Annotated in this window: 21 protein-coding genes; 4 read left to right on the forward strand and 17 right to left on the reverse strand. The window is 69.6% G+C overall.

What is annotated here, in order from left to right:
• Window positions 1-180 precede the first annotated feature (180 nt).
• Complete coding sequence (locus tag CMO28_RS25210) at window positions 181-1,056, reverse strand: GntR family transcriptional regulator (RefSeq protein WP_296718817.1); 876 nt, start codon at window positions 1,054-1,056, stop codon at window positions 181-183.
• Between the two features lie 242 nt (window positions 1,057-1,298).
• Between CMO28_RS25210 and CMO28_RS25215 the strand changes: the two genes are divergently transcribed.
• Complete coding sequence (locus CMO28_RS25215) at window positions 1,299-2,693, forward strand: FAD-dependent oxidoreductase (protein WP_296718821.1); 1,395 nt, start codon at window positions 1,299-1,301, stop codon at window positions 2,691-2,693.
• 175 nt (window positions 2,694-2,868) lie between these two features.
• Here CMO28_RS25215 and CMO28_RS25220 read toward each other — a convergent pair whose 3' ends face one another.
• The 3 genes from CMO28_RS25220 to tam are packed head-to-tail and all read right to left on the reverse strand — an operon-like array spanning window position 2,869 to window position 5,054.
• Window positions 2,869-3,660 (reverse strand): restriction endonuclease, encoded by a 792-nt coding sequence (locus CMO28_RS25220; RefSeq protein WP_296718824.1) that lies wholly within the window; start codon window positions 3,658-3,660, stop codon window positions 2,869-2,871.
• A 2-nt stretch (window positions 3,661-3,662) separates the two neighbouring features.
• The gene (locus CMO28_RS25225) at window positions 3,663-4,271 is read right to left on the reverse strand and encodes a glutathione S-transferase family protein (RefSeq protein WP_296718829.1); all 609 of its coding nucleotides are present in this window, start codon (window positions 4,269-4,271) and stop codon (window positions 3,663-3,665) included.
• A gap of 18 nt (window positions 4,272-4,289) precedes the next feature.
• Window positions 4,290-5,054 carry a trans-aconitate 2-methyltransferase gene (gene tam / locus CMO28_RS25230; protein ID WP_296718835.1) on the reverse strand — a complete coding sequence of 255 codons (765 nt, stop codon included), beginning with the start codon at window positions 5,052-5,054 and terminating at the stop codon, window positions 4,290-4,292.
• A 124-nt stretch (window positions 5,055-5,178) separates the two neighbouring features.
• Here tam and CMO28_RS25235 point away from each other — a divergent pair, with 124 nt between their 5' ends.
• On the forward strand, window positions 5,179-6,210 hold the full coding sequence (locus CMO28_RS25235; protein WP_296718838.1) for a phosphotransferase: 1,032 nt from the start codon (window positions 5,179-5,181) through the stop codon (window positions 6,208-6,210).
• 16 nt (window positions 6,211-6,226) lie between these two features.
• Here the strand turns inward: CMO28_RS25235 and CMO28_RS25240 are convergent, their stop codons facing one another.
• The 12 genes from CMO28_RS25240 to CMO28_RS25295 form a co-directional block, all read right to left on the reverse strand.
• Window positions 6,227-6,583: a hypothetical protein gene (locus CMO28_RS25240; RefSeq protein ID WP_296718842.1), complete on the reverse strand. Its 357-nt coding sequence runs from the start codon at window positions 6,581-6,583 to the stop codon at window positions 6,227-6,229.
• A gap of 102 nt (window positions 6,584-6,685) precedes the next feature.
• Window positions 6,686-7,849 (reverse strand): SH3 domain-containing protein, encoded by a 1,164-nt coding sequence (locus CMO28_RS25245; RefSeq protein WP_296718845.1) that lies wholly within the window; start codon window positions 7,847-7,849, stop codon window positions 6,686-6,688.
• Window positions 7,850-7,938: 89 nt separating this feature from the next.
• Window positions 7,939-10,467: an SUMF1/EgtB/PvdO family nonheme iron enzyme gene (locus CMO28_RS25250; protein WP_296718847.1), complete on the reverse strand. Its 2,529-nt coding sequence runs from the start codon at window positions 10,465-10,467 to the stop codon at window positions 7,939-7,941.
• Window positions 10,468-10,481: 14 nt separating this feature from the next.
• Window positions 10,482-11,741 (reverse strand): ABC transporter permease, encoded by a 1,260-nt coding sequence (locus CMO28_RS25255; protein WP_296718851.1) that lies wholly within the window; start codon window positions 11,739-11,741, stop codon window positions 10,482-10,484.
• Between the two features lie 11 nt (window positions 11,742-11,752).
• Entirely contained in the window at window positions 11,753-12,487 is a 735-nt protein-coding gene (locus CMO28_RS25260) for an ABC transporter ATP-binding protein (protein WP_296718855.1), read from the reverse strand.
• Entirely contained in the window at window positions 12,487-14,604 is a 2,118-nt protein-coding gene (locus CMO28_RS25265) for a vWA domain-containing protein (protein ID WP_296718859.1), read from the reverse strand. The genes CMO28_RS25260 and CMO28_RS25265 overlap by 1 nt, the downstream gene beginning before the upstream one ends.
• A gap of 7 nt (window positions 14,605-14,611) precedes the next feature.
• Window positions 14,612-15,400, reverse strand: coding sequence for a hypothetical protein (locus CMO28_RS25270; RefSeq protein ID WP_296718863.1), 789 nt, complete (start codon window positions 15,398-15,400; stop codon window positions 14,612-14,614).
• Between the two features lie 3 nt (window positions 15,401-15,403).
• Complete coding sequence (locus CMO28_RS25275) at window positions 15,404-18,403, reverse strand: tubulin-like doman-containing protein (RefSeq protein WP_296718868.1); 3,000 nt, start codon at window positions 18,401-18,403, stop codon at window positions 15,404-15,406.
• A gap of 310 nt (window positions 18,404-18,713) precedes the next feature.
• Entirely contained in the window at window positions 18,714-20,525 is a 1,812-nt protein-coding gene (locus CMO28_RS25280) for a glycoside hydrolase family 3 protein (RefSeq protein WP_296718871.1), read from the reverse strand.
• A 49-nt stretch (window positions 20,526-20,574) separates the two neighbouring features.
• Window positions 20,575-20,820 carry a type II toxin-antitoxin system ParD family antitoxin gene (locus CMO28_RS25285; RefSeq protein WP_296718875.1) on the reverse strand — a complete coding sequence of 82 codons (246 nt, stop codon included), beginning with the start codon at window positions 20,818-20,820 and terminating at the stop codon, window positions 20,575-20,577.
• A gap of 45 nt (window positions 20,821-20,865) precedes the next feature.
• The gene (locus tag CMO28_RS25290) at window positions 20,866-21,015 is read right to left on the reverse strand and encodes a hypothetical protein (RefSeq protein ID WP_296718879.1); all 150 of its coding nucleotides are present in this window, start codon (window positions 21,013-21,015) and stop codon (window positions 20,866-20,868) included.
• Window positions 21,016-21,133: 118 nt separating this feature from the next.
• Entirely contained in the window at window positions 21,134-21,376 is a 243-nt protein-coding gene (locus tag CMO28_RS25295; RefSeq protein WP_296718883.1) for a hypothetical protein, read from the reverse strand.
• 187 nt (window positions 21,377-21,563) lie between these two features.
• Between CMO28_RS25295 and CMO28_RS25300 the strand changes: the two genes are divergently transcribed.
• Window positions 21,564-22,496 carry a GNAT family N-acetyltransferase gene (locus tag CMO28_RS25300; RefSeq protein WP_296718886.1) on the forward strand — a complete coding sequence of 311 codons (933 nt, stop codon included), beginning with the start codon at window positions 21,564-21,566 and terminating at the stop codon, window positions 22,494-22,496.
• Between the two features lie 46 nt (window positions 22,497-22,542).
• Here the strand turns inward: CMO28_RS25300 and lanM are convergent, their stop codons facing one another.
• Window positions 22,543-25,746 carry a type 2 lanthipeptide synthetase LanM gene (gene lanM / locus CMO28_RS25305; protein ID WP_296718888.1) on the reverse strand — a complete coding sequence of 1,068 codons (3,204 nt, stop codon included), beginning with the start codon at window positions 25,744-25,746 and terminating at the stop codon, window positions 22,543-22,545.
• A 94-nt stretch (window positions 25,747-25,840) separates the two neighbouring features.
• Here lanM and CMO28_RS25310 point away from each other — a divergent pair, with 94 nt between their 5' ends.
• Window positions 25,841-26,818 carry a GNAT family N-acetyltransferase gene (locus CMO28_RS25310; RefSeq protein WP_296718892.1) on the forward strand — a complete coding sequence of 326 codons (978 nt, stop codon included), beginning with the start codon at window positions 25,841-25,843 and terminating at the stop codon, window positions 26,816-26,818.
• Window positions 26,819-26,937: the final 119 nt, after the last annotated feature.

Genomic DNA, 26,937 nt, shown 5'->3' on the forward strand with positions numbered 1-26,937 from the left:
ATCCTTTCGCGCGTGGTCTGCACTGCGGGGATCTAGGCCTCCCGATCGCCGGGCCCGGGGGGTGGCCACCCCCCGCGCCCGCTTTCATTATGCACGGCTTCGTCCAACAGGCGGGGATCCACCTTCCCTTCCGCAACCTCCGCCACGGGAAAGGCGGGTCACTCCCGATACCGACCCCTCCTACGGCGTCGTCTTGCGCGGCGTGCTCCCCCGCCGCACCGTGCTCCGCCGCTGATGGGTTTCGGTCTCCGCCCGCGCCGCGGCCTGGCCGCGGGATCGGGTGGCGCCCTTGCGGGCCGGCCCCACCGGTGTCCACGACCGGGCGTCCCCCGGCCCGGTGCGCACCAGATCCATCCGGAAGGAATAGAGATCGGGCCGGTAGAAGGCGTGCAGATGCTCGATGCCCTCGCCGTCGATGCCCTGCACCACGCGGGTCATCGACAGCAGGGCCGCACCGATTTCCAGCCCCAGCGCTTCCGCGAGGTCGGGGCCGGCAAGCGCCGCACCGATGGTCTGGCTGGCGCGGTCGGCCACGATGCCGGATCGCTCCAGCAGTTCCAGCAGCGGCGTGGAGGCCATTTCGGCCTCGGAATACGACACGCCGATGCGTTCAGGCACATGGGTGATGAGATACGAGAAGGGCGCGCCGTCGATCAGGCGCAGGCGCACCGCCCGCTGCACCCGCTCTCCCGCCGCCAGGCCCAGCGCCTCGGCCACCGCCGCCGGCGGCGTCACATAGCCGAACGACAGCAGGCGCACCTCGGTCCGCCGGCCCATTTCGACCAGATGCGTCAGCAGGTTGGAAAAATCGGCGGTCACCGGCGCCTCGTTGCGCCGCCCCGCCACGAAGGTGCCCGATCCGGGCCGCCGCTCGATCAGCCCTTCGCCGGCCAGCTTGTCCAGCGCCCGGCGCACGGTCACCCGCGACACGCCATGCCGTTCGGCCAGCATCGGCTCGCTGGGCAGGCGGGTCTGCGGGCGATCCTCGCCGCTGACGATGCGGTCACGCAGCAGCAGGTAGAGCCTGCGTGCCTTCAACGGCTCGACCCCCGCCATGCGGCCCCCTCTCCTGTCCCATCTGTGATACAGCTGCCTGTATTATTCGAACCGCGATATGCGGCTTGTCAAGCCTGTCTGCGATCTGCCGTCCGACGTGGGCCCGGCACGGCCAAGCCTACGACGCTTCGCCCCCGTATGACAAATCTTGTATTAGATCTGATACAGATTACACTCCGTCATATGGGACAGGTTGCGGTGTTGCCGGCAGCGGGATCCGGTAGGGGCAAGCAGGGAGGCTGATGGTGAGCGAGGTGATCCGGGACGGCGCCAGGGTGTTCGAATTCACCGTGCCCGTGGTGGTGGTCGGCGCCGGAGCCGCCGGTCTGGTTGCGGCGCTGGCGGCGCGCGAGGCGGGTGCCGAGGTGCTGGTGCTGGAACGCGATGTCGTGCCGCGCGGCTCCACCGCCCTCTCCGCCGGGCTGATCCCGGCCGCCGGCACGCGCTGGCAGAAAGCCGCCGGCATCGCCGACACGGCAGAGGCCTTCGCCGCCGACATCATGGCCAAGGCGAAGGGAGAGCCCGACCCCGATCTGGTGGCGCTGGTCACGCGCGAGGCCGGGCCCGCCATCGAGTGGCTGGGCGCGCGCTACGGCCTGCCCTTCTCGGTGGTGGCGGATTTCAGCTATCCCGGCCACAGTGCCCGGCGCATGCACGGCCTGCCGACCCGCTCGGGCGAGGAGCTGATCGATGCGCTGCGCGGTGCGGCAGAAGCCGCCGGCATCGACATCCTGTGCGAGGCGACCGTCACCCGGCTCTATGCCGACGGCGAGGGCCGCGTCACCGGCCTCGCCTTCACCCGCCCCGACGGCTCGATCGACGAGGTCGGCTGCGGCCGGCTGATCCTGGCCTGCAACGGCTATGGCGGCAACAAGGCGCTGGTGCGCGAGCACATCCCCTCGCTCGCCGATGCGCTCTATTTCGGCCATGACGGCAACAAGGGCGATGCGCTGCTCTGGGGCCAGGCGCTGGGCGCCGCCACCCGCCATCTGCCCGGCCATCAGGGCCATGGCTCGGTCGCCCACCCGGCCGGCATCCTGATCAGCTGGGCGACGATCACCGAGGGCGGCATTCAGGTCAATCTGGCGGGCGAGCGCTTCTCCAACGAGGCCACCGGCTATTCCGAACAGGCGGCCGAGGTGCTGCGCCAGCCGGACGGCCTCGCCTGGACGGTGTTCGACGGCCGCATTGCCGCCATCACCCGCCAGTTCGAAGATTTCAAGCGCGCCGAGGCCATGGGCGCCGTGCTCACGGCGGACGACCTGCCCGCGCTTGCCCGCCGCATGAACGTTCCCGCCGACACACTCACCCGCACTATGGCCGCGGTCGACGCGGCCCGCACCGGCACCGCCCCCGACGCCTTCGGCCGCGACTTCACCATCACGAGCCCGCTCGCCGCCCCCTATTGCGCGGTCAAGGTCACCGGCGCGCTCTTTCACACCCAGGGCGGCCTGGTCGTCGACGCCACGGCCCGCGTCCTCGACACCACCGGCCACCCCCTCCCCAACCTCTACGCCGCCGGCGGCGCCGCCTGCGGCGTCTCGGGCGCCCGGGCCGCCGGCTATCTGTCAGGCAACGGCCTGCTCACCGCGGTGACGCTGGGGCGGGTGGCGGGCGCTGCGGCGGCGCGTGGATGATATGTGAAATTATCCGCCATGCATGCGCGCGCCGGACGACTGTCTTTCAGTGGCGCGATCCACTAATCCTCTTCCGTAAAGAAATCCTCATCAAGGCGCTGAAAGGTGACGGTCCGGGTCACCCGGACGCCGACGCCGTGTTCGATCATCAGCCCGGCAAGGCGCCGGCCGTCGATCAGGACGACGCGCTGCTGGATGCGGTTAGAAAATCCCGCGCCTGCTGCGAGAAGGTGGAGGTGGTGACGAACACGCCCTTCGTCGCGCCATGCCCGACCAGGCTGCCGACGAAGGCCTGCACATCGGGCCGGCCGACGACATTGCCGGGGCTGTAGCGCTTGGCCTGAACGAAGATCCGGTCGAGGCCCAGGCGGTCCTCGTTGATCAGCCCGTCAATGCCGCCGTCGCCGCTGCGCCCCAGCTGCAGGGCGGCATTGCTGTGCGAGCCGCCATAGCCCATGGCGACGAGCAGATCGACGATCAGCCTTTCGAAAAAGCCGGGGGAATTCTGAAGAAGACGGTCCAGCAACTCGTCGCGCAGCGCGTCTTGCAAGGCCGCATGGGCATTGTCCACCTGCTCTTCCGGGGTGGCCGCACCGGCGTCGGGGGCGGGTGCGGCGCGCTCGCCGGTCCGTTTGAAGAAGCCCCGAAACGCCGGGTAGCTCATCAGCGTGCCGTTGTCGATCCGGGCCGGGCGGGTCGCCAGCAGGCGGCGGCCTTCTTCCGTCGCCACGAACCAGCCGCGGCGGGGCATCTCGACCAGCCCGGCTTTCGCCAGATAGGTCTTTGCCCAATGGACCCGGTTGCGCAGCAGCTTCTGGCGGCCGCTGGGCAGCAGTGCTTCACGGTCCTCGGCGCCGAGGCCAAGCCCGTCGGCGATCCGATCGGTCGCGTCGCCGACACGGATCTCGCCTTCGGCCGCCACGGCCAGCACCGGCAGCATCAAGGCCTGATAGTCCGGAACGGCCATGCCTACCCCGCCACGTCGTCGGTCGCCGAGGCCCGCGCCAACGCCGGCCGGCCGGCGAGGCGGGCCCAGTAGGTTTCGAAGGCCGGGCGGCGTTCCATGGTGCCGAATTGCAGGCCCCAGCCGATCTGGGCGCCGAGATACACATCCGCCGCGGTGAAGCGGTCGCCGGCAAGGTAGGGGCTGGCGGAGACGGCCACCTCCAGCGTGTCCATCACCCGGGTGAAATTGCCATAGCCGATGCTGCGCTCGCGTTCGGCCGGCACCTCGATGCCGAGTGCGCGGTTGATGATCGCCGCCTCCAGCGGCCCTGCGCCGAAGAACAGCCAGCGGAACCAGGCCGCGCGTTCATGGGGCCGGGGGGCGAGCCCCGCTTCGGGGAAGGTTTCGGCCAGATAGGCACAGATCGCGGCCGCCTCGGTCACCACCGCGCCGTTATGGACCAGGGTCGGCACCTTGCCCATGGGGTTGAGCGCCAGATAGTCGGGCGCCTTCATCGGCGCGCCATACTCCAGCACCACAATGCGATAGGGCACGCCTACCTCTTCCAGCATCCAGCGCGCGATCATGCCGCGCGATTGCGGGTTGGTGTAAAGGATCAGCTCGTCGGACATGGGGCTTGGGGCTCCGGCTCAGCGGGTGGCGATCATGAACAGGCGTGGGAAGGGCAGCAGCACCGTCCCGTCGGCAAGCGGCGGATAGGCGGCGGCGATCTTCGTGCGGTAGCGGTTCAAAAAGTCGTCGCGCTCACCCGGGCTCAGCGGGTCAAGGAAGGGGCGCAGCCCCGTGGCCTTCACCCAGTCCACCACCGCATCCGGCCCGCCGGGCAGGACGTGGATATAGGTGGTGCGCCAGATATCCACCCGGGACGCCAGATTGCGCAGCAGCTGGTAATACCAGGCGGCGGGCGGCAGCGGTGCGCGGGCCGCACCCGCCAGCCGGTCGGCCCATGGGCCTTCGGCGGCGGTTTCGCGCATCAGCACATGGCTGGGCTCGGCCATGTTGTCGGGCATCTGCACCGCCAGGCTGCCGCCCGGGGCCAGGCGTTCCACCAGCGCCGGCAGCAGCACGTCATGCCCCGGCACCCATTGCAGCACGGCGTTGGACAGGATCACGTCGAACGGCCCCGCAGCCTGCCAGCGGCTGACATCGTCCTCGGTGACATCGATATCCGGCAGTCTTGCCCTGGCGGCCGCCACCATCTCGGGCGAGGAGTCGAGTGCCGTCACCCGCGCGCCCGGGAAGCGGTGGATCAGCACCTCGGTCGAATTGCCCGGGCCGCAGCCCAGATCGACCGCGCTCCGGACCGGATCGGTCGGCACATGGGCCAGCAGATCGACCACCGGGCGGGTGCGCTCGGCCTCGAAGGTCAGATATCGGGCGGGGGACCAGGTCATGGGCGGGGCTCCGGATGTGGGTGCACAGTCTGCGCCGGGGGCGCCCCTCCCGCAACCCTCTGGAACCCGGCTCGACCCACGGGTAAACTGATGACCAAAACAAGGTCGCAGGAGCCGCCGGCCCATGAGCATCACCCCCGAGACTGCCACACCCGACACCGAAGCCCTCGACGCCTGGTTCGCCGACAACGTCCCCGGCCGGCATGGCCGGCTGGCGCTGGAGCGCTTCGCCGGCGGCCAGTCGAACCCCACCTTCCGGATCCGGAGCGAGGCCGGAACCTATGTGCTGCGCCGCAAGCCGCTGGGCGAGGTGCTGCCCTCCGCCCATGCGGTCGACCGCGAATTCCGGGTGCTGGCGGCCCTTCAGGGCACGGGCGTGCCGGTACCGCCGGTGCATGCGCTCTGCACCGATCCGGCGGTGTTCGGATCGATGTTCTATGTGATGGATTTCGTGCCCGGCCGGATCTTCTGGGATCCGCGCCTGCCCGACCTCACCCCGGCCGAGCGGGGGGCGATCTTTTCGTCGATGAACGACGCCATCGCCCGCATCCATGCGCTCGACCCGGATGCGATCGGGCTGGGCGATCACGGCCGGCGCGGCAATTACGTCGAACGCCAGATCGCCCGCTGGACCCGCCAGTATCGGGCATCCGAGACCGTGGCCAACCCCGCCATGGAACGGCTGATCCAATGGCTGCCCGAACATGTGCCGGCGGAAGACGACACCCGCCTGGTTCATGGCGATTACCGGCTGGACAATGTGATCATCCACCCGACCGAACCGCGGGTGGTGGCGGTGCTGGACTGGGAGCTGTCGACGCTGGGCAACCCGCTGGCCGATTTCGCCTATCACATGATGACCTGGCGCATCGCCCCGGGCCTGTTCCGCGGCCTGGCCGGCACCGATTTCGCCGCCGCCGGCATCCCGGACGAACGCGCCTATCTGGAGATGTGGCTGGCCCGCACCGGCTTCGCCCCCTCGCCGTCCTGGGATGTCTATGTGGTGTTGAGCCTGTTCCGCCTGGCCGCCATCCTGCAGGGCATCGCCCGCCGCGCGCTGGACGGCACCGCCGCCAATGCCGATGCCGAAGAGGTCGGCCGCAAGGCGGTGCCGCTGGCGGAACTCGCCTGGTCGTTCGCGGAAAGGATTCGTTGATCAGGGCGGGGGCTGATCAGAGGCGGTCAATCCGTCCCCCCCGCCTGCTGAGACGCGCCTCACGGCCGCGGCCGGCCTTCAGCGGCGGCAGCGGGGTGAAGGGCCGGGCGGCAGATGGCGGGGACAGGGTCGATGGCGGGCGGTGGCGAGGACGGCCCGGCACACGGCAGAGCAGCAGGCCTGCCCCCAGAAACGCCAGCCCCGTCAGGACGAGCGAGACAAGCGACGGCATGCGCAGCCCTAGACCCCCCAGAATTCCCGAAACATCCGGCAGCATGCCAAGCACGTAGGTCAACACGATCCACAGAAACAGCGCCGACGACAGGATCACGGTTCCGAAGATCAGGCACAGCCAGCGCAGGAAGACGATCATCACGCACCTCGGCGATCATCACGCAGCTCGGTCTCGATCGCCGTCCGCGGGGACGGATGCTCCACTCTCGCGGCCCTACCCTCGCGGACGGCGGACGACGGATCAGGACACGAGATTCATCGCGTGTTCGAGATCCTCCATGGTGCGCGCCACTTCGCTCCGGGCCATGCCCTCGGTCTGCCGCTGTTCAAGAACCATCGCCTGGGCGGGATTCTCGGCCACCGGCGGGGCGTTCACGATCACCGCCTTGGCGGGGGTCAGCGGGGCTGCGGGGGCCTCGACCTCCGTCACTGCCGGGGCCCGCACCGGAGCCGCGACCACCGGCCGGTCGGCCAGAAGCGAGGCCAGGACATAGCCGGTCTGGCCGCCGGTCTGCACCTGGGCCCAGCTGCCGCCCTTGCCGGCACGGCCGGTCACCCGCACCTGCTGGCCCTGGCTCAGGCCGGCGATCACGGCATTGCCGGTCGACGGGCCGCTGCGGACATTCACGCTGCCGCGGGCATACATGGTGGTCGCCGCCATCGGGGTCGCCGCATCGGGATCGACCCATTCCACCACCGGCGTCCAGCTGGCCGCCTGGCCCAGATAGGCATCGGTACTGGCATAGCCGCCGGCACTGGCGCGGGCCGAGGCGATCTCGTCCACCCGCGAGGCCGAGGTGCCCAGCGCCTTGTTCAGCAGCTCGTCATCGGCCGCGATGGCCTGGCGGATGCGCTCCAGCTCTCCCCTCGCCTGCGGCCCGGCCATCACGCCCGTGCGGAACTGGTCGGCGACCTTTGCAATCTGGCTGCGCCGACAGTCGTAGAGCGTGGTGATGGCGTTGCGCAGCGCATTGCTGCGCGACCCGTATTCCCGGGCATCGGCATCCACCGCCGCCTGCAGCTCCTCCGCAGTCTTCGTCTGCTGCCGCCTGGCCTCCAGATATCCGGCCCCGGCGCCGAGCACCGCGCCGGCCAAAGCACCACCCACCGTGGCCAGCGGATCGACCTTGCCGGTATTGGCATAGGAGAGGCCGGCACCCGCCGCCGCACCGGTGCTGGCCCCGATCAGTGCCCCCTTCACGATCGGCTCGTTGAACCGCTCGACCATCTGAATCAACGGCTCGCGCCGTGCCGAACAGGCATCGGCCGGGTCGCTGTAGGTGCTGCGCCCCCCCGTGGTCACACAGCCCTGCATCGCCAGGGCGGCAACCGTCACCGCCACCAGGCCGGCGCGCCCCGCGGCGCCCGTCCGCCCCATCCACCTCGTCTGACTGCGTCGCTTCATTCCCCGTCCCCCCATTTCTGCCGCAAAAGCAGCTGATGCCACACCGGGTCAGGCCGCCGGCCGTCGCTCTGCGTCGTCCGTGACCGGCGTCATATCCGCCCCACCGCCGTGATGTCGTCCCGCCAGCCACGGGTCACGGTTTCAGGCACGGCCCCGCCCGCCTGAAGCGCCACCCCCAGATGCCGCTCCACCAGGGCGAGGGCCTGGTCCAGAACCACGATCCCCTGGGCCGCCAGATCCGCCCGTATCGCCGCCACCGCCGCCGTCACGTCGTCGGTGGCACCACGACCCAATGCCAGCACCGTGCCCAGATAGAAGCGGAACTGCGCGGTATTGGTCGTTTCCAGAATGTCGATGCGGCGGGCGATCTCGGCGAGGCTGGTCTCGGCCGTGGCGCGCTCTGCCGCCGGCAGCCCCGCCAGATTGCCCCGCGCCCGATCGGCGAGGGCGGCGGCAGAGCGGATCATGCGCTCGGTCATGTTGATCGCCGAAACGGTCAGCATGGCCGATCGCACCCGTTCCTGGCGGACATCGCGCGCACCGCGCCGCGCCTCGGCAGAGGCCGCCGCCAGATGCTGGCGCGCCACACCCAGATTGCCGGTGATTTCGGCATTCTCGGCCTGCGCCTGCCGGAAATCCGCCTGCAGCCTGGTCAGCTGCCGGTCCAGCCCCACCCGGCGATCCACCACCTCTTGCGCATCCGCCAGCGCCATGCGCAGCCGGTCGTTCTCCTGCCGGATCTGGTCGCGGTCCGCGGCAAGCTGCGCCAGCTGCGCCTGCAGGGCCGTCTGCAACCTCCGGGCCTCGGCCCGCGCCCGGTCCAGCTCGCCCTGCAGGCGGTTGGCCGCATCGGCGGCGGCCGCCCGATCACCGCTCGCCGCGCGTTCTGCCTGCAGCTCCATCTGAAGCCGGGCGATGTCCATCTGCGCCTGCTCCTGCGCAGTCTGCAGCCGTGCCAGTTGCGCGCGCGCCGCGGCGGCGGCGGCGGGATCCTCGGCGCCGGCCGCCGTCCGGCGCGCAAGATCGTCGCGCAGCGCCTCGATCCGGCTCTGATAGGCGGCGTTGTCGGCGTTCAGCCTCTCGATTTCCTGCCCGGCCGCCGTCGCCCGCGTCTGCAGGTTTTCGACCTGCGCCTGCAGCTCGGCAAGCTGCCGGTCGGCATCCGCCTGACGGGCACCGCCCGGAACGTCCTCGGGCATGCGGGCTGCCGCCAGGCGCGCCCGGGCCAGCTGTCCGCCCCGGACCCAGCTTGTGGAATCCTCCCCCCAGCCCGTCTTCTGACGATCATTCACGAAGAAGTGTGCCGACAGCACCAGCCGAAAGCCGACCGTGTTGCTCCTGGTCGCGCTCCCGTTGACATAGAACCGGCTTTCCGTGCGCGTGCCGACCGCCGCTGTGGAGTACGCGCCGGTAATCAGGCTGTTGCCGCCCCTGGTGAGGAAACCGCCGGACTGGCCGCCCATCGTCCCGGGCCCGACCGGCCGGAACAGATCGAGCACGATCTCTTCCACATTGCCGACCACGTCGTACAGGCCGAGAAGATTGGGCATCTTACTGCCGACCAGAAACAGCGGAGGTCCACCTCTTATCGGCTGAACCCGGTTGACCAGATTGTCCGGGGTGGCGGCGATGCCCTTGGCCGTCTGCGGCATCAGGCTGTTCTGCGTGGCCTGATCTGCAATCCCGCCGCGGGCGGCGAATTCCCACTCGGCCTCGGTCGGCAGGCGCAGAAATCCGGGGGCCGACTGCTCATAGGGCAGCAGGGGGATGCCGCCTTTCGCGATCTTGTCGGCATTCTCCTTCAACAGCCACAGGGAATAGGCGTTAGCGAAGTTGACCGCGTCGAACCAGTTAATTTTAGTCGCCGCAAGCACCTCGCCCGGCTCCAGGCCGATGGCATCCTTCTTCGCCGCATCCGCATCGACCGGCACCGAGAGAGCGGCCTTGTAAGAGGCATCGCAATCCACGGCACCGCCTGGGGCGAAGGCGGCATATTGCGGCGCGGTCACCTCGTATTTGCCGATATAATACACCCGTTCCATGCCGGCTTTGTCAGAGGCGGGATCGGTGAAGCCGCCCCCGATCGGTGCCGTCCAGGCGCCGTTTGCCGCCTGATTCACAACCGCGGCCAGGCTCATGCTCAGCCCTGTATCCTGCCGGATATCTTCCTTGCCGGTCGCCGCCGAACCACCGGCTTCCGACGAAGCGGCCGTCACCAGCGTGCTCAGAACGGCGTTATCCACCGGCTCGGTCACCATGCCCAGCCTGGCCACCGGGTAGTCCAGAATGTTGTCCTGCAACACCGATACCTTGCGGAACACCATCCGCCGATGACAGGGCATCGGCAGAACCAGCTCCACGGGCAGGGTCTGGGCCGATGGCGGTTCGGGGCATTGAACGGTCCGGCCCAGGTCATCGGCATAGATATCCTCTTCCCGCATCCAGGCCGGGTCGTCATAGCCGCACCAGGCCGCGTCGGCCGACGGTGGAAGCGCCGTCGTTTCTTCGGCGGTGGCCGGTGGAATCGCCTGTGCCGCCACCCCCAGGATCGCCGCGGCTCCGATCAGGCGGCGTGCATGGCGCGCCGGTCGCGCGCCCGACCCGAATACCCCTGCCATGGCCGCTCCTTTCGTCATTGATCGCGCAGCCCCTGTGCCGGCGACACCCGCATGGCCCGCCAGGCCGCAAAGAACGAGGCCAGAACCGCCGCCCCGGTCGACCCCGCGATCGCGATCGCCAGATGTTCCCAGGTCAGGCGGGATACCACGTCACTGAAGCCCAGCTGCTGCTGAAACACCGCGTTGATCGCCGGCTCAAGCGCGTAATAGACCCCGATCGCCACGGCCGATCCGGCCAGGGCGGTGATCAGCGCATGCACCAGGGGGAACAGGCCGATGCTGAGCGACTGAAAACCGACCAGACGCAGCAGCCCGAATTGCCGGGTTCTGGTTTCCATCGTCGCCGCAAGGCTCACGGCCAGGCTGACCAGATAGCCGCCGCCGCCCAGAACGGCGATGATCAGGAACACGAAGGTCAGCCCGGTGTCGAAACGCTGGATCAGCCGGATGTCGCTCAGCCGCGTCAGGGTGTCGATATGTTCCGCCGCCAGATGATCGCGCAGCCCCTCTACCTGATCGACGTCCCCCGCATAGATCCGGAAGCTGGCGAAGGTGCGCGGGTCCTCGGGCGGTGCGGTGCCGGTGCCGCCGATCAGCGGCGCCGCCATGCCCTCGCGAAAACGTTCGGTTTCCAGCAGCAGGTCAAGCGGCACAAAGGCCGCATCGCGTTCGAAAGCCTCGGTGGGCAGCACCCCCGCCACCGTCAGATCAAGCACCAGCGTCTCGCGCCGGTCGTCCACGGTCCGTCCGATCTCCCCCGGTACCGTGTCGCCGGCGGCAAGCCCCAGTTTTTCGGCCGCGCGCCGGCTCAACACCACTTTCGTCAGCGTCTCGGGGATGGGGATCCCGGCCGGAAACAGCGGGTCGCCGGGGGCGGTGGGGATCATCTCGGTGTCCAACGGCGCCACGCGCCCGCCGTCGCCAAGCCGGATGGTGGCGGTCAGATAGCGGGTATTGGGCACCAGAAAGGCCACATCGTCACGGTCGCGCAGCCGGTCGAACCAGGCGTCGTCCAGCCGGAACTGGCCCACCGGGCGCAGTTCGCGCATCTGCGGGTGGCTGCGCAACTGCTCACGCAGGCCGCTGACGATGCCGAATTTCAGCCCGAACAGCACCAGCAGCGGGGCCAGCACCGCCGCCATGGCCAGCACCATGCACAGCACCAGGCGCCGATCCATGCGGATGTCGCGCAGCGCCAGGCCGACCGCCAGGCCGCCCATGCGCAGCGCCGTCCACACCCGTCCGGACGGCCGCCCGACCAGAGACCGCAGCATGGCCGCCGCCATCATGTTCCGAACCGGGCGCGCACCACCCCCTCCCGTTCGGTGGGGACCATGGCATGTGGAATGCGCCGCAGCCCCAACCGGTCCACGCGATCCCAGTCATGGGTGGCGATAATCGCGGTCACGCCGTTGCGGCGCGCCTCGTCGACGAACAGGCTCAACACCAGATCGGCATTCTCGGGGTCCAGCGCCGCCGTCGGCTCGGCGGCGATCACCACATCCGGGCCATGGGCCAGTGCCCGGGCGATCGCCACGCGCTGGCGTTCCCCCACCGACAGGTCGGCCGGGCACTTGTCCAGCTGCGGGGTGATGCCCAACCGGTCGATCAGGGCCAGAACCTCGGCCACGCGCCGCTGGCCCAGCAGGGCCGGGCTCAGCATCACATTGCGGCGCACGTCAAGATAGGGCAGCAGGCCGCCCACCTGCGGCACATATCCGACATGGCGCCGGCGCAGGGCGGTCAACCGGTCCAGCCCCCGGCGACGGGCCAGGGCGGCGACATCGACCGGCTGACCGACGCGCGGCCTGAACACGAAGCCCGTCTCCACCCTCAGCGGCGGCAGGATGAAGGCCAGGATGTCGAGCAGCGTGCTCTTGCCGCAACCGCTGGCGCCGGTCACCGCCACCACCTCTCCCGGGGCCAGCGACATCTCACCGACCTCCACCTCGAACACCGCCCGGCCCGAGCGACGCTCTGCAACCACACCCTGCAGGTGGAACACCGGCGCGGCCGACATCAGGGCAACCGCTCCAGGCTGACGGCGCAGACCTCCAGCCCTGGGTCGCCCCGCCTGGATGTCTGGCCGGGGATGCGCGGCGTCATGTCGATCCAGCAGTCCGACGCGCTCAGCTCCCTATAGGCGTTCAGCTTGTATTCGATGTCGCCGATGAGCGTCAGCTGTCGCAACGCCCCCAGAGTCCGCCAGTCTTTCGGCCTCATTGTCAGCAGCCGGGTCTTATAGGGCAGCCGTTCCAGGAACGCCTGCAGCTTGTCCTGGCTGTCGATCGATCGCGTATCCAGGTTGGGGTCCACGGCGGTTATGGCAGTCACGCTCTGCATGTCCTGGAAAGCGGTCCGCTGGTCGGTATATGCGGCCTTCGCGTCCCGAAGAACGGCTTCCAGGCGCTGTCCCAGCGCGCTCAACTGGTTGCGGGTCAGAAAGACCGATGCCCTTAAGGCCATCCGGTCGGGTTTGGCCAGATCCTGGTCTGCCGCCCAGGCCTCGAAGAATTGCGGAGCCCTGCCCCCCTGAACCCGCCCCAGGAAGCGCTGCTGAACATTGAACATCTTGTTGACGATCAGATCGCCGATCGGCTGGGTCTCGGGATCGGGGTTCAGCGGCACGGAAAGCTGCGTCAGCTTTTCTCCCCTCTCCCACTTTTTCACGGTCGTGATGACCTCGCCGATGGCCTCTCGAATGATCTTGTCGTACATCTCGACATCGTCGGCCGCGACGGATTTGTAGTTGTTCGTCTGCCCCTGATCCATGGCGAGAAGACGGTACTGCTCGGTTGCAGGCCCGACATTGTTCCGGGCCTGGGCCTCTTTCGAGATCAGGTGGATCGGAAAGATGGTCACATCCTTCCCGGTGGCATCGGCGTGGATGGCGGCCAGATCGACGCCCGGATACTTCGACTGCGGATCGCCCGCCGGCAGGGCGCCGGCATCGGTTATCAGGAAGATGAACCGGGCGTCGGCATCCTCCCAGACCATCCGCTCCGCGGGTCCGAGATCGGCACTCTGCCCACCCAGCGCCTCGTAAAGGCCGGCGATGGCGTCCTCGCTGAAGCTGCGGGTGGATACGCGCGCCGGCTTCACGGCCCCCATCCGATCCAGCAGGCGGCCCGGCTCTGCGCCGCATGTCAACGGCTGGAACACCCTGGTGACATATTCCAGCTGCGATTTCTGCGGCTCGCGGCTCATATCGTTGCGATAGGCGATCAGGCCGAAACTGGTCCGGTCAAGAAGGCCGGCCGCCTTCAGCTCGTCATGGGCGATCTGCACCGCTTCTCTCAGCCGCTCGATATAGGGGCCCATCGAGATGGTGGTGTCGACCACGAACACGATGCCGGTCCGGATATGGCGAAGCGCCGCCCTTTCGTCCGTCGTCGGTATAAGGGTTCCGTCGCAGGTTTTCACCGAGGGCGGCGGCGGTGGGGGGCCGGCGTCACGGTTCAGGCTGGCGATCTCCAACAGCTGGACGCCGAGTTTTCTGCTGCGCTGGAAGCTCAGCACCGGCATCAGATAGCCCGCCTCGGTGGCCCGGGCGCCACCCACAACCCCGCCGGTTTCCTCGAAGGACAGAACGCCGTCTTCGCCACGCCCCTGGCGCGCGGCCTCGATCAGATTGTTTACGATCCTCTCCCTGTCACGGGCCCTCAGCACCGCGTTCACCGCTTCGGGCTCTTCGAAGAACAGCAACGGGCCCCGCTGGCCGACCGGGGCGTATTCCATCACCACCATGGTCGACCAGGGCACGGTCAGCTCCGCCGGCAGCCAGGCCCGTCCGTCACCATAGATATTGTCCGCCACCTCTACCCAGTTCTGCCCGCGGACCTGGCTGTGCCCATAGACGTAATAGACCGAGAACACCGGCGGCCGGCGGCCGGTGGCCGTCGCGGTATCCGGGCTGCGATGCAGTTCGGCACCGGGCAGGGACAGCACCCGCTGATAGAAATCCGAGCCTTCAATCTCGGTCAGTGGCCCGCCCGCCGTCGCAGACTGTGCCCGGGCGATCTCGGGCGACAGCAGGGCGATCACGAACAGGGCCAGGGCCAGATGAGCCAGAGCCAGATGGACCAGGGCCAGATGGCGCACCGGCGCGGCCGCGGGGGCCGAACGGATCATCGTCATGCGCCGGTCACTCCCCTCGATCGGCCTGGTCATGGGCAGATATGCACGCATCGGGCGGGACGGGCGTGTCCTTCCATCCTTCCAGCAGGTCATAGGCCGCAGCCTGCGTCATGACCGCACTCCTGCCTTCCGGATCGTTCATATGCGCGGTCACCCATGCCTTGAGATTGGCCAACCCTCGGGCAGCCGCGGCGGCCTGCTCGGGATAGTTCAGGGCGCAGCGATACCAGAGATAGGCCGGCTCGGCTTTGGGCACGCCGCTGCTCCCGGTCCGGGTCGGATCATAGGTCTGGGCGACGTCCAGCACCGCCGCCGTGTCGCCATGTCTGGCCGCGATCCACAGCAAGTGCATCGCCGATCCCGGATCGCGGCACTCGTCCCTGAGCAGAAGCGCGGTGCGGCGGGCGTCCGCAGCGTCCAGATCCGGCCTCTTCGCCAGGGCGGCGATGGCGACGCCACGGTCTTCCAGGGGAGTCTTGCAGGTCAGGGGCGGCGGCCCGCAATCGAACAGGCACAGCTGCCCCAGATCCCCACGCCACAGCAGCACCCCGCCGCCGATCGCCGCTGCGGCGATCGCCACTCCCACGGCATAAATCAGGCCGGCCCCCTTCAGAAACATCTGCAGCGGGCCGTTCTTCTGGGATGCCGTGATCAGGCGCTCGCCACAGTCGGGGCAGAAATCACTGTCGGCGCGGATCTGGAACCACTTCTTTGATAACTGCCTCGGGCATGGGGCCCCCGAAGGCAATGGAACCTTGTTGGTACACCTCACCCACTTCATCGGATCCCGCGCCATGCGTCACTCCACCGTCAGGATCCGGTCGAAGATCTCCGTCGCCGCGGCGCGGTGAAGGATATAGGCGTCGCTGCGCCGGCCGTCGGGTTCGGCGGCTTCAAGCTCTTCCAGCCAGGTCAGCACGCCGTTGCGCAGCTCCTGCCGCGCATCGACATGGCGATAGTCCCGGGCCAGCAGCCGCTGGCAGTGATTGCGCAGCTGCACCAGTTCACGGGGGCGGATCAGCTCGTGGGCGGTAAAGCGGTTGCGGCCCAGCACGATGTCGTCATTGGGCAGGCCGTCGTCACGGGTGGTCTCCGCCACCACCTCCCTGACGCCGCGGCCATTGGTGATCTCTCTCAACACGCCCAGCTGCCAGGCGGTGATCAGCCAGGGCAGGCTGTTCAAGCCGCCCGCACCCCCGATGAACAGATCGGGCAGGTCCGCCGCCGCATCTTCGGTATGCAGCTCCAGCCGGCCCAGATCGCCCTGTGCCCTCAGCCGGTCCCGATAGCGATCGCGCAGCAGCGGCAGAATCGCCAGATGCCGCACGGGGAAATTGCCGATGAACGACACGATCGACAATTCGTGCGGCCGGGCGCTGTAGGAATCCGGCGGCAGCACGCTGGTGCTTGCCGCGCGGAACGCCGCATCCAGTCGGGCCAGGAATTCGGCGTGATCGGGCTCTGCCGGTCGGTTGACGATGATGGTGCTGGTCACCATCCTCTCCCCATCCTCGGCGCCGGCATTCCGGCCCACCTTGCCGCGTTCCACCAGGCTGAAGGGGGCGAACACCCCGGCGGCATTGACCAGATCGACACAGAACCGGGTCAGCCTCTCCTCTCCTCTGTTGCCGAACCGGTCGCGCAGCCGCCGGATCAGCGAGACGTTCAGGATCCGGTCACGATCCAGTGACACGTTCAGGTCGTGGGCGGCCTTGGCCTGGCTGGCGGCCACCTGGCGCACCACACCCGACAGGGCGCCGTGGGACAGTGCCTCGTTCAGACGTTCCAGCCGCGGATCTTCGCCCAGGCGCTCGACGCCCAGAAGGGCTTCCCGCACCGCCTGCGCCAGCACATTCATGGTGGCCTGGTTGATGCACAGCCGTCTCACGACCTCCTTCACCGGCTCGGGCTCGTAGAACTTCACGAAGATGTTCTTCAGGTCGCCGGCCTGCGGATCGTTCAGACGGGCGGCAATTTCCTTGCCCAGCTGCTCCATCTCGTCGTCGAACCGGGTCCGGACGCGGCGCAGGCTGCCTTCCAGCGCGTTCAGTTCGTTGATGGTCTGCCGCATCAGATCCTGCGCATACCGCGTCGCCTCCAGCTCGGTCCGGGCGGTGTAAAGATCGATGCAGCTTTGGGTGTAGCGCTCGAAGATGCCCCGCCACTGCAGCCGCCGGCCGATCAGCCCCAGCCGGCCCCAGGCCGTCAGCTCGGCCACACAGGACGCCTCGGCATCGGCGACATCGCCGCGGATCTGCGCAATCAGGCCGTCACTGCGCGACAACCGCTCGTCGATATCGTCCCGCAGGCGCTGGACGATCGTCAGGATCTCGGTCAGCGAATACAAACCGCTGTGCCAGTTGCCCAGCATCTCGCGCTCGAAATCCCGGACCAGCAGACGCGCCGTTTCCATCCGGCCGTTGCCGCGAACCTCGTAATAGCCCCCCACACCCTCGCGGCGATATCCCAGGCGGTATTGGGCCTCGAACTGCGTCCGAAGTTCGTCGAAGGTTTCGGCATGGTCCAGCTCGGCCACGACCGGCGCCACCCGGGCGCTGAACTGCTGCCATTCGCCGGGGATGGTATCCTGCCAGTGGCGGGTGCGCCTGGCTTCGAAATCCTGTGCCAGCACGGGGGCCACGCCGGCGAAATGATCGCCGGTGATCCGCCAGCGGGCCTGATTGTCGGGGTCGCGCACGATCTGGTCGTAATTCAGCGCCCGCGCTTCGTTGCGATAGCCGGCCGTGTCGCTCCAGTTGTTGTAGACCAGCTGGTTCAGGGCGCTCAGGGCAAAGCGATAGCTGAGATATTCGGTGATCTCTTCCTCGGGCACCGCCACGCGCTTGATGCCGAAGGCATAGAAATTCCGCGCCCGCGCGGGCACGTCGCTTCCGGGAATGGTTTCGGGATTGGCCCCGTGATTTTCCAGCGATTCGACCGGCGATTCGCCCACCGTCGTGATCTTGTCGAACAGGTAGTCCGACACGATCACGGGCAGTTCATGCTGGACATTGATCGTCCGGCCCTGCTCGTTCTCGTTGGTGACGACATAGACGCCCTTGAAACGGGCGTCCCGGCAATTGATCCGGCGGCCGGATCCGCAAACGTCATAGGGCTGGTACTGGCCCAGCATCATCGCGTTCAGTTCCATCAGCGCGGCATAGCCGTTGGCATGATAGGAACCGCTGTCCCAGTTGGCGGGCGGGTTGGCATCCGGAAGAATCGCATAGACGATCACCCGGTCGTGGTTGCTGGCCGAATTGGCGATCAGCTGGGCGATCACGTCGACGATGGCACCACCGCCGGTGCCGCCGGCCAGGCCGCAGACCACGTGATAGGTCACCCCGGTCTGCTGGTGGCGCTGGGTCAGCTCGCGGGTCAGATGCCTGACCTGCTCGCGGAAAGCTTCACCATTGCAGGCGAACAGAAACCGCCCCAGCCGCCGGCGCTGGCCGCCGGCGCCGGCATTGACCACATTGGCCGGAACCAGCTGCCACACCCTGCGCTCGCCGATCCACGGCTGAAGCCCGGGATAGTTCTGAATATTGCTCAGGCGGGCCTGCAGCTCCTGCTGCCCGATCCTCAACTGACTGGCCGGCGGCAGCTGGACATTGGTGCCCAGCACCTCCCAGCTCCTGTCGTCCAGGCTCATCATCTCGTCGCTGGAGTCGACATACAGGTACTCCAGGCCGATATCCGGGATCCGGTGGCCGCCGAAATCCTGGAAGATTCGCTTACGTAACGATCGGATAACCCGACCGCCGGTACCCCCGATACCGATTACGAAATGATTAGCCATCGGCAGCCTTCGCCCCAGACCATGAGTAGGTTGGAGAATGATCGCCTGAAACGGACACTTTGAAAACCCGTGTCGTTGAGTCACATATCCAGGTATTCTATTATATCGTCACGAATGCACGCGATTCACGGTCGAATGGCGAGAGCCGTTGCCGCCGACGAAACCGGCCATCACCAGTTTTCAACGAATCTCGCTGCGTATGGCACCCTCCTACCGCGCATAAGTTATCGTGTACAAACTATTGAGACATAAACAACAATGCGGCCGGGGAACCAGATTGATTTCTGGCGGCGGGCCTGGGTTTCGCGGCTCAGGGCCTGGCCGGCCAGGCCATCGGCAGGCGGCCGGTGAAACGATGCGCTATCGTACCGGCGGATGTGCGAAACAGCAGGTCGGCAATGCCCGCCCCCTCGCTGCCGGGCAGCCAGGCGGCGACGAAGGCGTCGGACGCCGACAGTTCCGGCCCGGTGAACAGGGGGCGGCCCGACAGGAACACGCTGACCACCGGCAGGCCCTGCGCCTTCAGATCCCTGAGCATCGCCTGCGCCCGGCCGCCGTCGCTGCGGCCGAAATCCAGATCCGGGCGGTCGCCGGCCATCTCGGCATAGGGGGTTTCGCCGAAGACGGCGATCACCACATCCGGGCGGGTGGCGAACCGGCCGTCGGGCGCCAGTTCGGCGCTGCCGCCGGCGCGGGTCACGGCCTGCGCGATCCCGCCGAAGATCGAGGTCGCGCCGGGAAACAGGGCGTTGCGGCCGGTGCCGCCCTGCCAGTCCAGCGTCCAGCCGCCGGATTGCATGCCGATATCATCGGCGCCCGGCCCCGTCACGCCCACGCGGATATCGGCGGGCAGGGGCAGCAGATCGCCGGCATTCTTCAGCAGCACCAGGCTGCGGCGCACCGCCTCGCGCGCCAGGGCGCGATGGGCTGCGGCCCCCGGTTCTGGCAGGCCGGCGGCGCGTTCCGACGGCGCGGGCTTCTCGAACAGCCCAGAGCGCAGCTTGACCCGCAGGATCCGCCGCACCGCGTCGTCCAGCCGTGCCATGGCGATCTCGCCCGCCTGCACCCGCTGGACCGTATCCTGAAACAACCCCCGCCAGTCGGTCGCGGCCATGAACATGTCGAGCCCGGCGGTCATCGCCGCGGGGCAGCTGCCCGGGGTGCAGCCCGGCAGCGCGGCATGGCCGTCCCAATCGCCCAGCAGGATGCCGTCGAAACCCATCCGATCCTTCAGCACCCGGGTCAGCAGCCCGTGATGGCCATGCAGCGCGGCGCCGTTCCACGATGAAAACGAGGCCATCACCGTCTGCACCCCGGCGGCCAGGGCCGGCGGATAGCCGGCGCCGTGAAGGTCGCGCAGTACAACTTCAGGCAGTTGCGTATCGCCGCGATCAATGCCTTTGGTGGTACCGCCATCGCCGATGAAATGCTTGGCGGTGGCGATCACCCGGCCATCTTTCAGGAAATCGGCTCCCACCGGCCCCTGCAGCCCTTCGACCGCCGCTCCCGCCAGCCGCGCGACCAAAGCGGGGTCGCTGCCGAAGCTTTCATAGGCGCGCCCCCAGCGGGCATCGCGGCCCACCGCCAGCGTCGGGCCGAAGCTCTGGTCCAGGCCGGTCGCCGCCACCTCGGCCGCGATCGCGCGGCCCACCCGGCGCACCAGATCAGGGTCGCCTGCGGCCCCCAGCGCGATGTTGTGCGGAAAGACCGTGGCGCCGATCAGCCGGTTGTGGCCGTGCACCGCATCGGTGCCCCAGATCACCGGAATGCCGCTGCGTGCCAGCGATGCCGCATGATAGGCATCCGCCGCCGCCAGCCAGCGCTCGCGCGGCACCAGCCCGGTCCCGCCGGGGGAGGAATTGCCTCCGGCGAACAGCGCCCCCAGCGGCCAGCGCGCCAGATCGGCGGGGGTCACCTCCGCCACATCGGCCATGATCGTCTGGCCGACCTTTTCCTCCAGCGTCATCCGGCCCAGAAGGGCATCGATCCGCGCCTCCAGCGCCGGATCGGCCGCCAGCGCCCGCGCCGGCACCGGCCAGATCTCCGGCCGCACCGTCCCGGCCGCCCCGGCGGCGCCGGCCGTCAGCACCAGCGCCGTCAGGGCTGCGGCCGCACGGATCATCAGACCGGTGGCCCGTCGGCCAGCCCGGCGACGGCCCATCAGGTCGCGGTCAATACCCCTCAGCGCGCAACCGCTCCTGTTCGGCATCCAGCAGGCGATCCATCTCGTCTTCGCCGACACCGTCGCCATCGGCAATTGCCGCCTGGATGGTTTTGCGCAACGCCTTCAGCCTGGCCTCGCGCTCTTCCACCAGGCGCAGGCCTTCGCGCACCACCTCACTGGCCGAGGCATAGCGGCCTTCCTCGACCACGCTGTCGACGAAACTTTCCCAGCGCGCACCGATCGACACGTTCATGGGAGCTGACCCTCCGGAGAATTGGCCTCAGATCCTGGCAGAATGTCAGTTTATGCGCAATTGATGGCATTCGGCGGCAACCGCCAGCGCGATGGCGCGGCGGGCTTCTGCGGCGCTGTTCTCACCGCCCTCGGCAATGGCGGCCTGGATGGTCTCACGCAACGCCTTCAGCTTCGTCTTGCGCGCCTCGGTCATGGATGCCGGCCCTCCGGATGGGGTGGATCCCGATCCTGGCAGGCGGGCGGCGACGGCGCAATCGGGGCAGCGGCCCGACAGACGGCCGGTGCCGTCGTCGGGCCGGCGGGCGATGCGGTCAGGCAGCACCCGCAGGGTGGCACACGCCGCCATGCCAGCTGATCGCGGCAGCGGAGACAGATGCATCGACATCGATGCAATCCTCCGCCACGCAGCCGGGCACGCGGAAGGTCACTGCCGCGGCGGAGACCGATGCATCGACATCAATGCATGTCGCGTCGATCTGGCGGCCGGCGGCGGACGGGGCGCCGCCGGTCTGGCGCCAGGCGGCCATCATGTCGGTGGTGGTCTGCATCATCATTCCTCCCGGGTTCGACAAAGGGGCGCGGGCGCAGAAATCTGCCCGCCTGCACAGCGCGCATCTTCGATCGGGGCCGGGCCGGATGCAGCGGCCGCGTGGCTGCCGGGCGACGACGGTTTACCAGCCTCTGGCCTGCCGCCGGCCGGGTCGTCATGCTGGGCCTCTCACCCTGCCGGAGGATCACGGGATGACGGCCCTGACCCGCGTCGACGACACCACGCTGCCGGCCTTCGCCGCTTTCCTGATGGCCAGGGCGGCCCCGGATGTGCGGGACTATCTGGCGACCACCGATCTCCGCGCCCTGTTTCTGGACCGCCACGGCGCCGAGGCCTGGCTGCAGGGCGATGCGGGTGCGCCGACAGCGGCGCTCACCCTGGTGCGCGCGCCGCGCCATGACGGCTGCGTCGTCGTCTCGGCGCAGATCCTGACCGCCGGCGGCGGGCTTGCGGCGGCGGAAGCCTGTCTTGAGGCGTTTCTGGACCGGGAAGACCCGATCGCCCCGGTGGCGCGGCTCTACCGGATCACCGAGCAGACCCACCAGCCCACCCCGGCCGCGCGGCTCGCCGCCCGGGGCTTCACCCGCATTCCCGGGCTTTGCGAATACCGCCGCCCGGCCGGCGCGCCCCGGCCGGGGGAATTCGTTCTGGCGGACCAGGCGCTCGGCGCCGGCTATGGGCTTGCGCTGTTCGACGATCCGGCACAGCCACCGGACCGGGCGGTGGCGGACCGGGTGGCCGCCATCCACAACCATACCCTCGGCGCGCGCGGCTCGGTTGCCGACTGGACGGCGGATGTGGTTCAGGGCCGTCTGTCACAGCCGGGAAGCGGGCTGATCGTCGCCCGGCGGGGCGGCGAGATCGCCGGCCATATTCTGTTCCAGCAGATGGAGGGCGGCATCCTGGTGATCGAAGCCTGTCTGGCCCGCGCCCATTGGCGAAGCGGCGCCATCGATGCCATGTGCCGGCTGATGGCCGAACGGGTCTCGGCGCCGCGCGGGCTGGACGTCGTGGCCTGTGCCGACGTCACCAACGCCGCCTCGCGCCGCGCGATGGAGCGCGCCGGCATGACATTGACCGGCGAACATCATCTCTGGGAAAAGTATGTGGCGGCCGGGGCATGAACCATGCCGGCCGATGGCGCCATATCCTCGCCCGGTCGGCCCCAGGTCAGGCCAGGGCCAGAATCGGGCGGATCACCTGCGGCGACAGCCGTTCCAGCAGCACCTGCCCCACCCCCGCCAGCCCCTGCATCAGCCCGGGGCGAAGATGCGGGCCGGCGCCGGCCAGGATGAAGCCGTCGGGCGTGGCGGCGCGCGCCAGCCAGGCCGCCAGCCGCCGGTCGGCCAGCCGCATCAGCGCGTCATCCCCCCGCGCCCGCGCCGCCTGGATCAGCAGCGACAGCCGCCCGGCCTGGCCGCAGCACAGATTGTCGCGCCCGCCATCGGCCGTGTCGCAGGTGCAGGCAATGGCATGGTCCAGATCCCGCGCCGCCGCGCCGTCGTCCGGCAGGCCCGGAACAGAGAGCCGCCCGAAGCCGATGCCGGTGGCGCCATGGCACCATTGCACCGGAAAGGTGATCCGGTCCGGGCGGCGCAGATCGGGCCAGTTGCCCCGCCCGGCATCGAACAGCCGGTTTTCGAAGGCGATCCCCTGACGCGCGGTTTCGGCGAAGCCCGCCGCCCCCGTCGCCGCGGCCAGCGCCGCCAGGGCCTGGACGATGCCGGCCGCGCCATGGGACTGGCCGGCAAGCGCGCGGCCCGCCACCCCCGGCCAGCCCGCGCGGCCATCGGCCGGGATATGGCGGCCACAGGCGACCGCCCGGGCCAGCACCGCATCGTCACCGGTCACCCGATAAAGCGCCAGCAACCCGCAGATCGCCCCGGCCGCACCGCCGATCAGGTCGAACACCCGGTCGGCGGCGATGGCCTGGGGCGTGATCCGGGCCGCCGCGCGGCGGGCATCCTCCAGCAGATCCGGCCGGTCCAGCAGGCCGGCGATGCGGGTCAGCCCATAGACCACCCCGCCCCAGCCGTCGAAACCGCCGATGCCCTGCAGGCCGTCGGCCGCTTCGGGCAGCCCCGCCGCCAGCCGGTGGCGGAGCGGTGCCAGGGCTTCCAGCGCCAATGCCTTCAGCGCCCGGGCCTCCAGCTCGCGATGTCGGCCCGCCTCATCCGTCGCCGCCGCCGCCCCCGCCAGGAACAGAGCGATGCCGATGCGGCCGTCGTAAAGATCATCGCCCAGAACGGCCGCGTCCAGCGCCTGGCCGTCGGTCGACAGCCGGGTGCCGATCCAGGCCGCCGCCCCGTCGGTGCGGATGGCATCTTCCGCCAGCCGGGCCGCGATGGCATCGACCATCCGCCGGGCCGCCGCCGGGTCGAAACCGCCGGCCGGCACCGCCCAGGGCCTGGGCGGCGGCAGCACCGGCAGATCGGCCCCGGTCATCGCCTGGCGGATCAGGCCGGTATGCATGTCCAGCTCGGCGCAGATCCGGTCCAGCCGGGCGGCCAGGCGTGGCAGCACCGCCGGCTCCAGCAGGCCCTTTGCCACCTCTCTGCCCTCGGCGAAACAGCCGTCGGTGGCGCCGGGGCCGGTGAAGACCGGCACGTCGTCGCGGGCCAGCGCCGCGCGTTCGGGGGCGAGCAACCCCCAGCCGGCATCCTCGCCCGGCCCATCGCCCAGGTCCCAGCGGGCCGTCCGGATCGGGCGTTCGAAATGGCGGCTCCAGGCGATGCCGTCGGTCTGGGCACCGGGATGGCGCGCCGCCTGGCGCAGCTGCTCGTAATAGCTGGTCGGCCGCAGCACATGGCGGATGCGGGCGGCGGCGAAACCGGCAAGCGGCCCCTCTGCGGCCAGCAGCGCCCCGCGATGTGCGGCCAGAAAGCCGATCATCGCGCGATAGCCCGCAACCAGATCCGCTGCCCCGGCCCCCGGCATCGCCGGCCGGCCGTCGATGGTGATCGGGATGCCGGCGGTCGGCCGGGTGACGGTCTGCATCCCGAAGGCCATGGCGTCGCGGTTGACCGCCGTCCAGCCGGGCAGCCGCAGGGTCTCTTCGCCCACCGGCGCCAGCGCGCCCATCCGCACCGGCCGCCCGGCCAGCCGCTGTTCGCGCGGCAGCAGCCCCACCGCCAGCACCGAGCCTTCCAGCCGCCGCCGGGCCGCCTGGTCGGCGCAGAGCGCGGCCGCGGCCGCCGGCACCAGGGCCAGATCGGGCTGGAGCATCGCCTCCAGATCCACCGGCACCGGCACGCCATCGACGACGTGAACATTCTCGTGATGCAGGTCGCTGCCGCGCAACACATGCATCACCGCCAGCAGCCCGCCCGCCCGGCGCCAGAAATCCGGCGCCCCGGCCGCGGTCAAGGCAGGCGCCTGGGGCACGAAGCCCATCCAGCCATGGCTGCCGCAGTCCAGCACCGGGGCGGCCCCAAGCGCCACCGGCGCGCCATTGGCCGCACACCATTGCACCAGATCATGCCAGGCCGCCTCGGCGGCGAGCGGCCGCGGCTTCCACACCAGGCGGGCGCCGTTTTCGAAGGTCAGCACCATCACCCGCCGCCCGCCCTCATGCGGGTCCGACAGCCCGGTCGCGATCGCGGCCACCCGCCCGGCGCCGCGGCCGATAAGCCGGTCGAGCCGGCCCCGATCCGCCGCCAGCTGCGCCAGGAAATCGCCGGTCGCAGCGATCCACTGGCCGCGGATCGTCGCCGCCAGGCGCAGCATCACCGGCCGGGCGGCGATCAGGTTCAGCAGCGGCCCCTCGCGCAGGGCGGCGGCAAAACCCGCCACCAGCCCGCACCCCTCGGGCACGCTCTCGGGTGTCGCCTCTGCCGGACCGCCGCCGGCCCGGCGGTAGAAATCGAAACTCTCGAACAGGCTCTGTCCGGTCACCTCGCCGAGGGCCCGCAGCAGCGCGATGTCCAGCGCCGCCAGCGCCGCCTCGGTGATCAGCCCCACGGGCGGCGCGCCCCGGGCCCGGCGCGCCTCGACCACCGCCGGCCAGAGCAGCCCGGCGAAGGGAATCTCGTCCCAGGCCGCCGCCGGGCAGGACCGGCCGCCATCCTCTCCTGCGATCAGCGCCGCCAGCAGCGTCCGGGCATGGCGGGTCCAGCCGGGCAGCGCGCACCCCGCTTTCAGACGCACCGGTCCCAGCAGCGGCAGCACCGCGTCGCGCGTCAGCCCCCGGCGGGTCAGCATGCGGTCGAACCGCGCCCGGTCGCCGGCGGTTGCCGCCTCGACCCAAAGATCCAGCGCCGCCGCGGCCCGCGCCGCCGCGTCCGGGGCATCGACGGGCGCGAAACCGCCCGACAGGCGCTCGTCGAGGCTGGCCGCCGCAGCGGCCAAAGCGGACCAGTCCAGGTCAACGGCCATCACATCCCGGTATCCATCTCGTGGTTGGCAGGGCGTGGCGATCATATACTCACGATCAGCCCTTCCCTGCAGCAGCCCCAGGATCACGACGCCGATGGCGGTTTACCCCTGTGGAACCTTCCCCCGTGGAACCTTCACCCCGCTGACCGCCGACACCGCCGCCATGCTTGCCGCCTTCCTCGCCGCCCATGCCGACCCCGAGACGCGCCGGATGGCCGCCGAGCCGGGCGCCGCCGAACGTCTGGTCATCCGCAACACCCGGACGCAGGATCCGGTGCCCGACGAATTCTGGCATCTGGACGGCCGGCTGCGCGCGGTGCTGACCCATATCCGCACCCGCCGCCCCGACGGCCGCGGCCTCGTCAACCTGCTGATCTGGTGCCCGGCCGACGACCCCGAGGCGCTGGCCGCCTGCCTGGACCAGGCCCTGACACGAGACGCCGGTGCGCCGGACCGGGGCGCCTGCGCATACTGCTACACCCCGCTCCCCGGCCGAACCGAGCCCACGGCCCTGCTCCGCGCCCGGGGCTTCGAAGAACGCGCCGGCCGGGTGCGCTATCGCCGCGATCCGGCCCCGCTTCGTGCGGCAGAGGTGCCCCATGCCGACCGGGCCCTGGCGCGCGGCTATGCCACACGGCTGATCACCCTGGCCGAGGCGGAGGCCAGCGCCGATCTGTTCGACCGGGTCGCCCATATCCACAACAGCTGTTTCGGCGCCCGCGGCGACGGCGCCGGCCTGACCGGCCGGGTGATCCGCGCCGCCCTCAGCCCCTCGGGCAGTGGCCTGATCCTCGCCAGCCGGAACGGTGATCTCGCCGCCTATCTGCTGTTCACCGCCGGCCATGACGGCCTGCTCGGCAGCGAATGCGCCTGCCTGCGCCGGCATTGGGGCTCCGGCGCCGCCGACCTGGTCTGCCGCGAGATGATCACCCACGCCTGGACCCATGGCCGCCAGGCGATCACCGCCTGGGCCGACGCCGGCAACACCGCCTCACGCCGCATGCTGGAACGGGCGGGGTTGCAGCTGACAGACAGTTTCAACCACTGGGTGCGACCGCAGACGCCGCCGTGAACACGCTGCCGCCCGTCCGGCCAAGGCACCCGAACGACATCCCCACCCCCTCCTCTGCCATCCCCGCCTGTGGGGACCAGGTTGCGGGGTTTCCATGACCGGGGCAAATGGTCATGCCT

Origin of the sequence: Tistrella sp. (assembly GCF_002684955.1) — a bacterium.
GTDB classification, from domain to species: domain Bacteria; phylum Pseudomonadota; class Alphaproteobacteria; order Tistrellales; family Tistrellaceae; genus Tistrella; species Tistrella mobilis.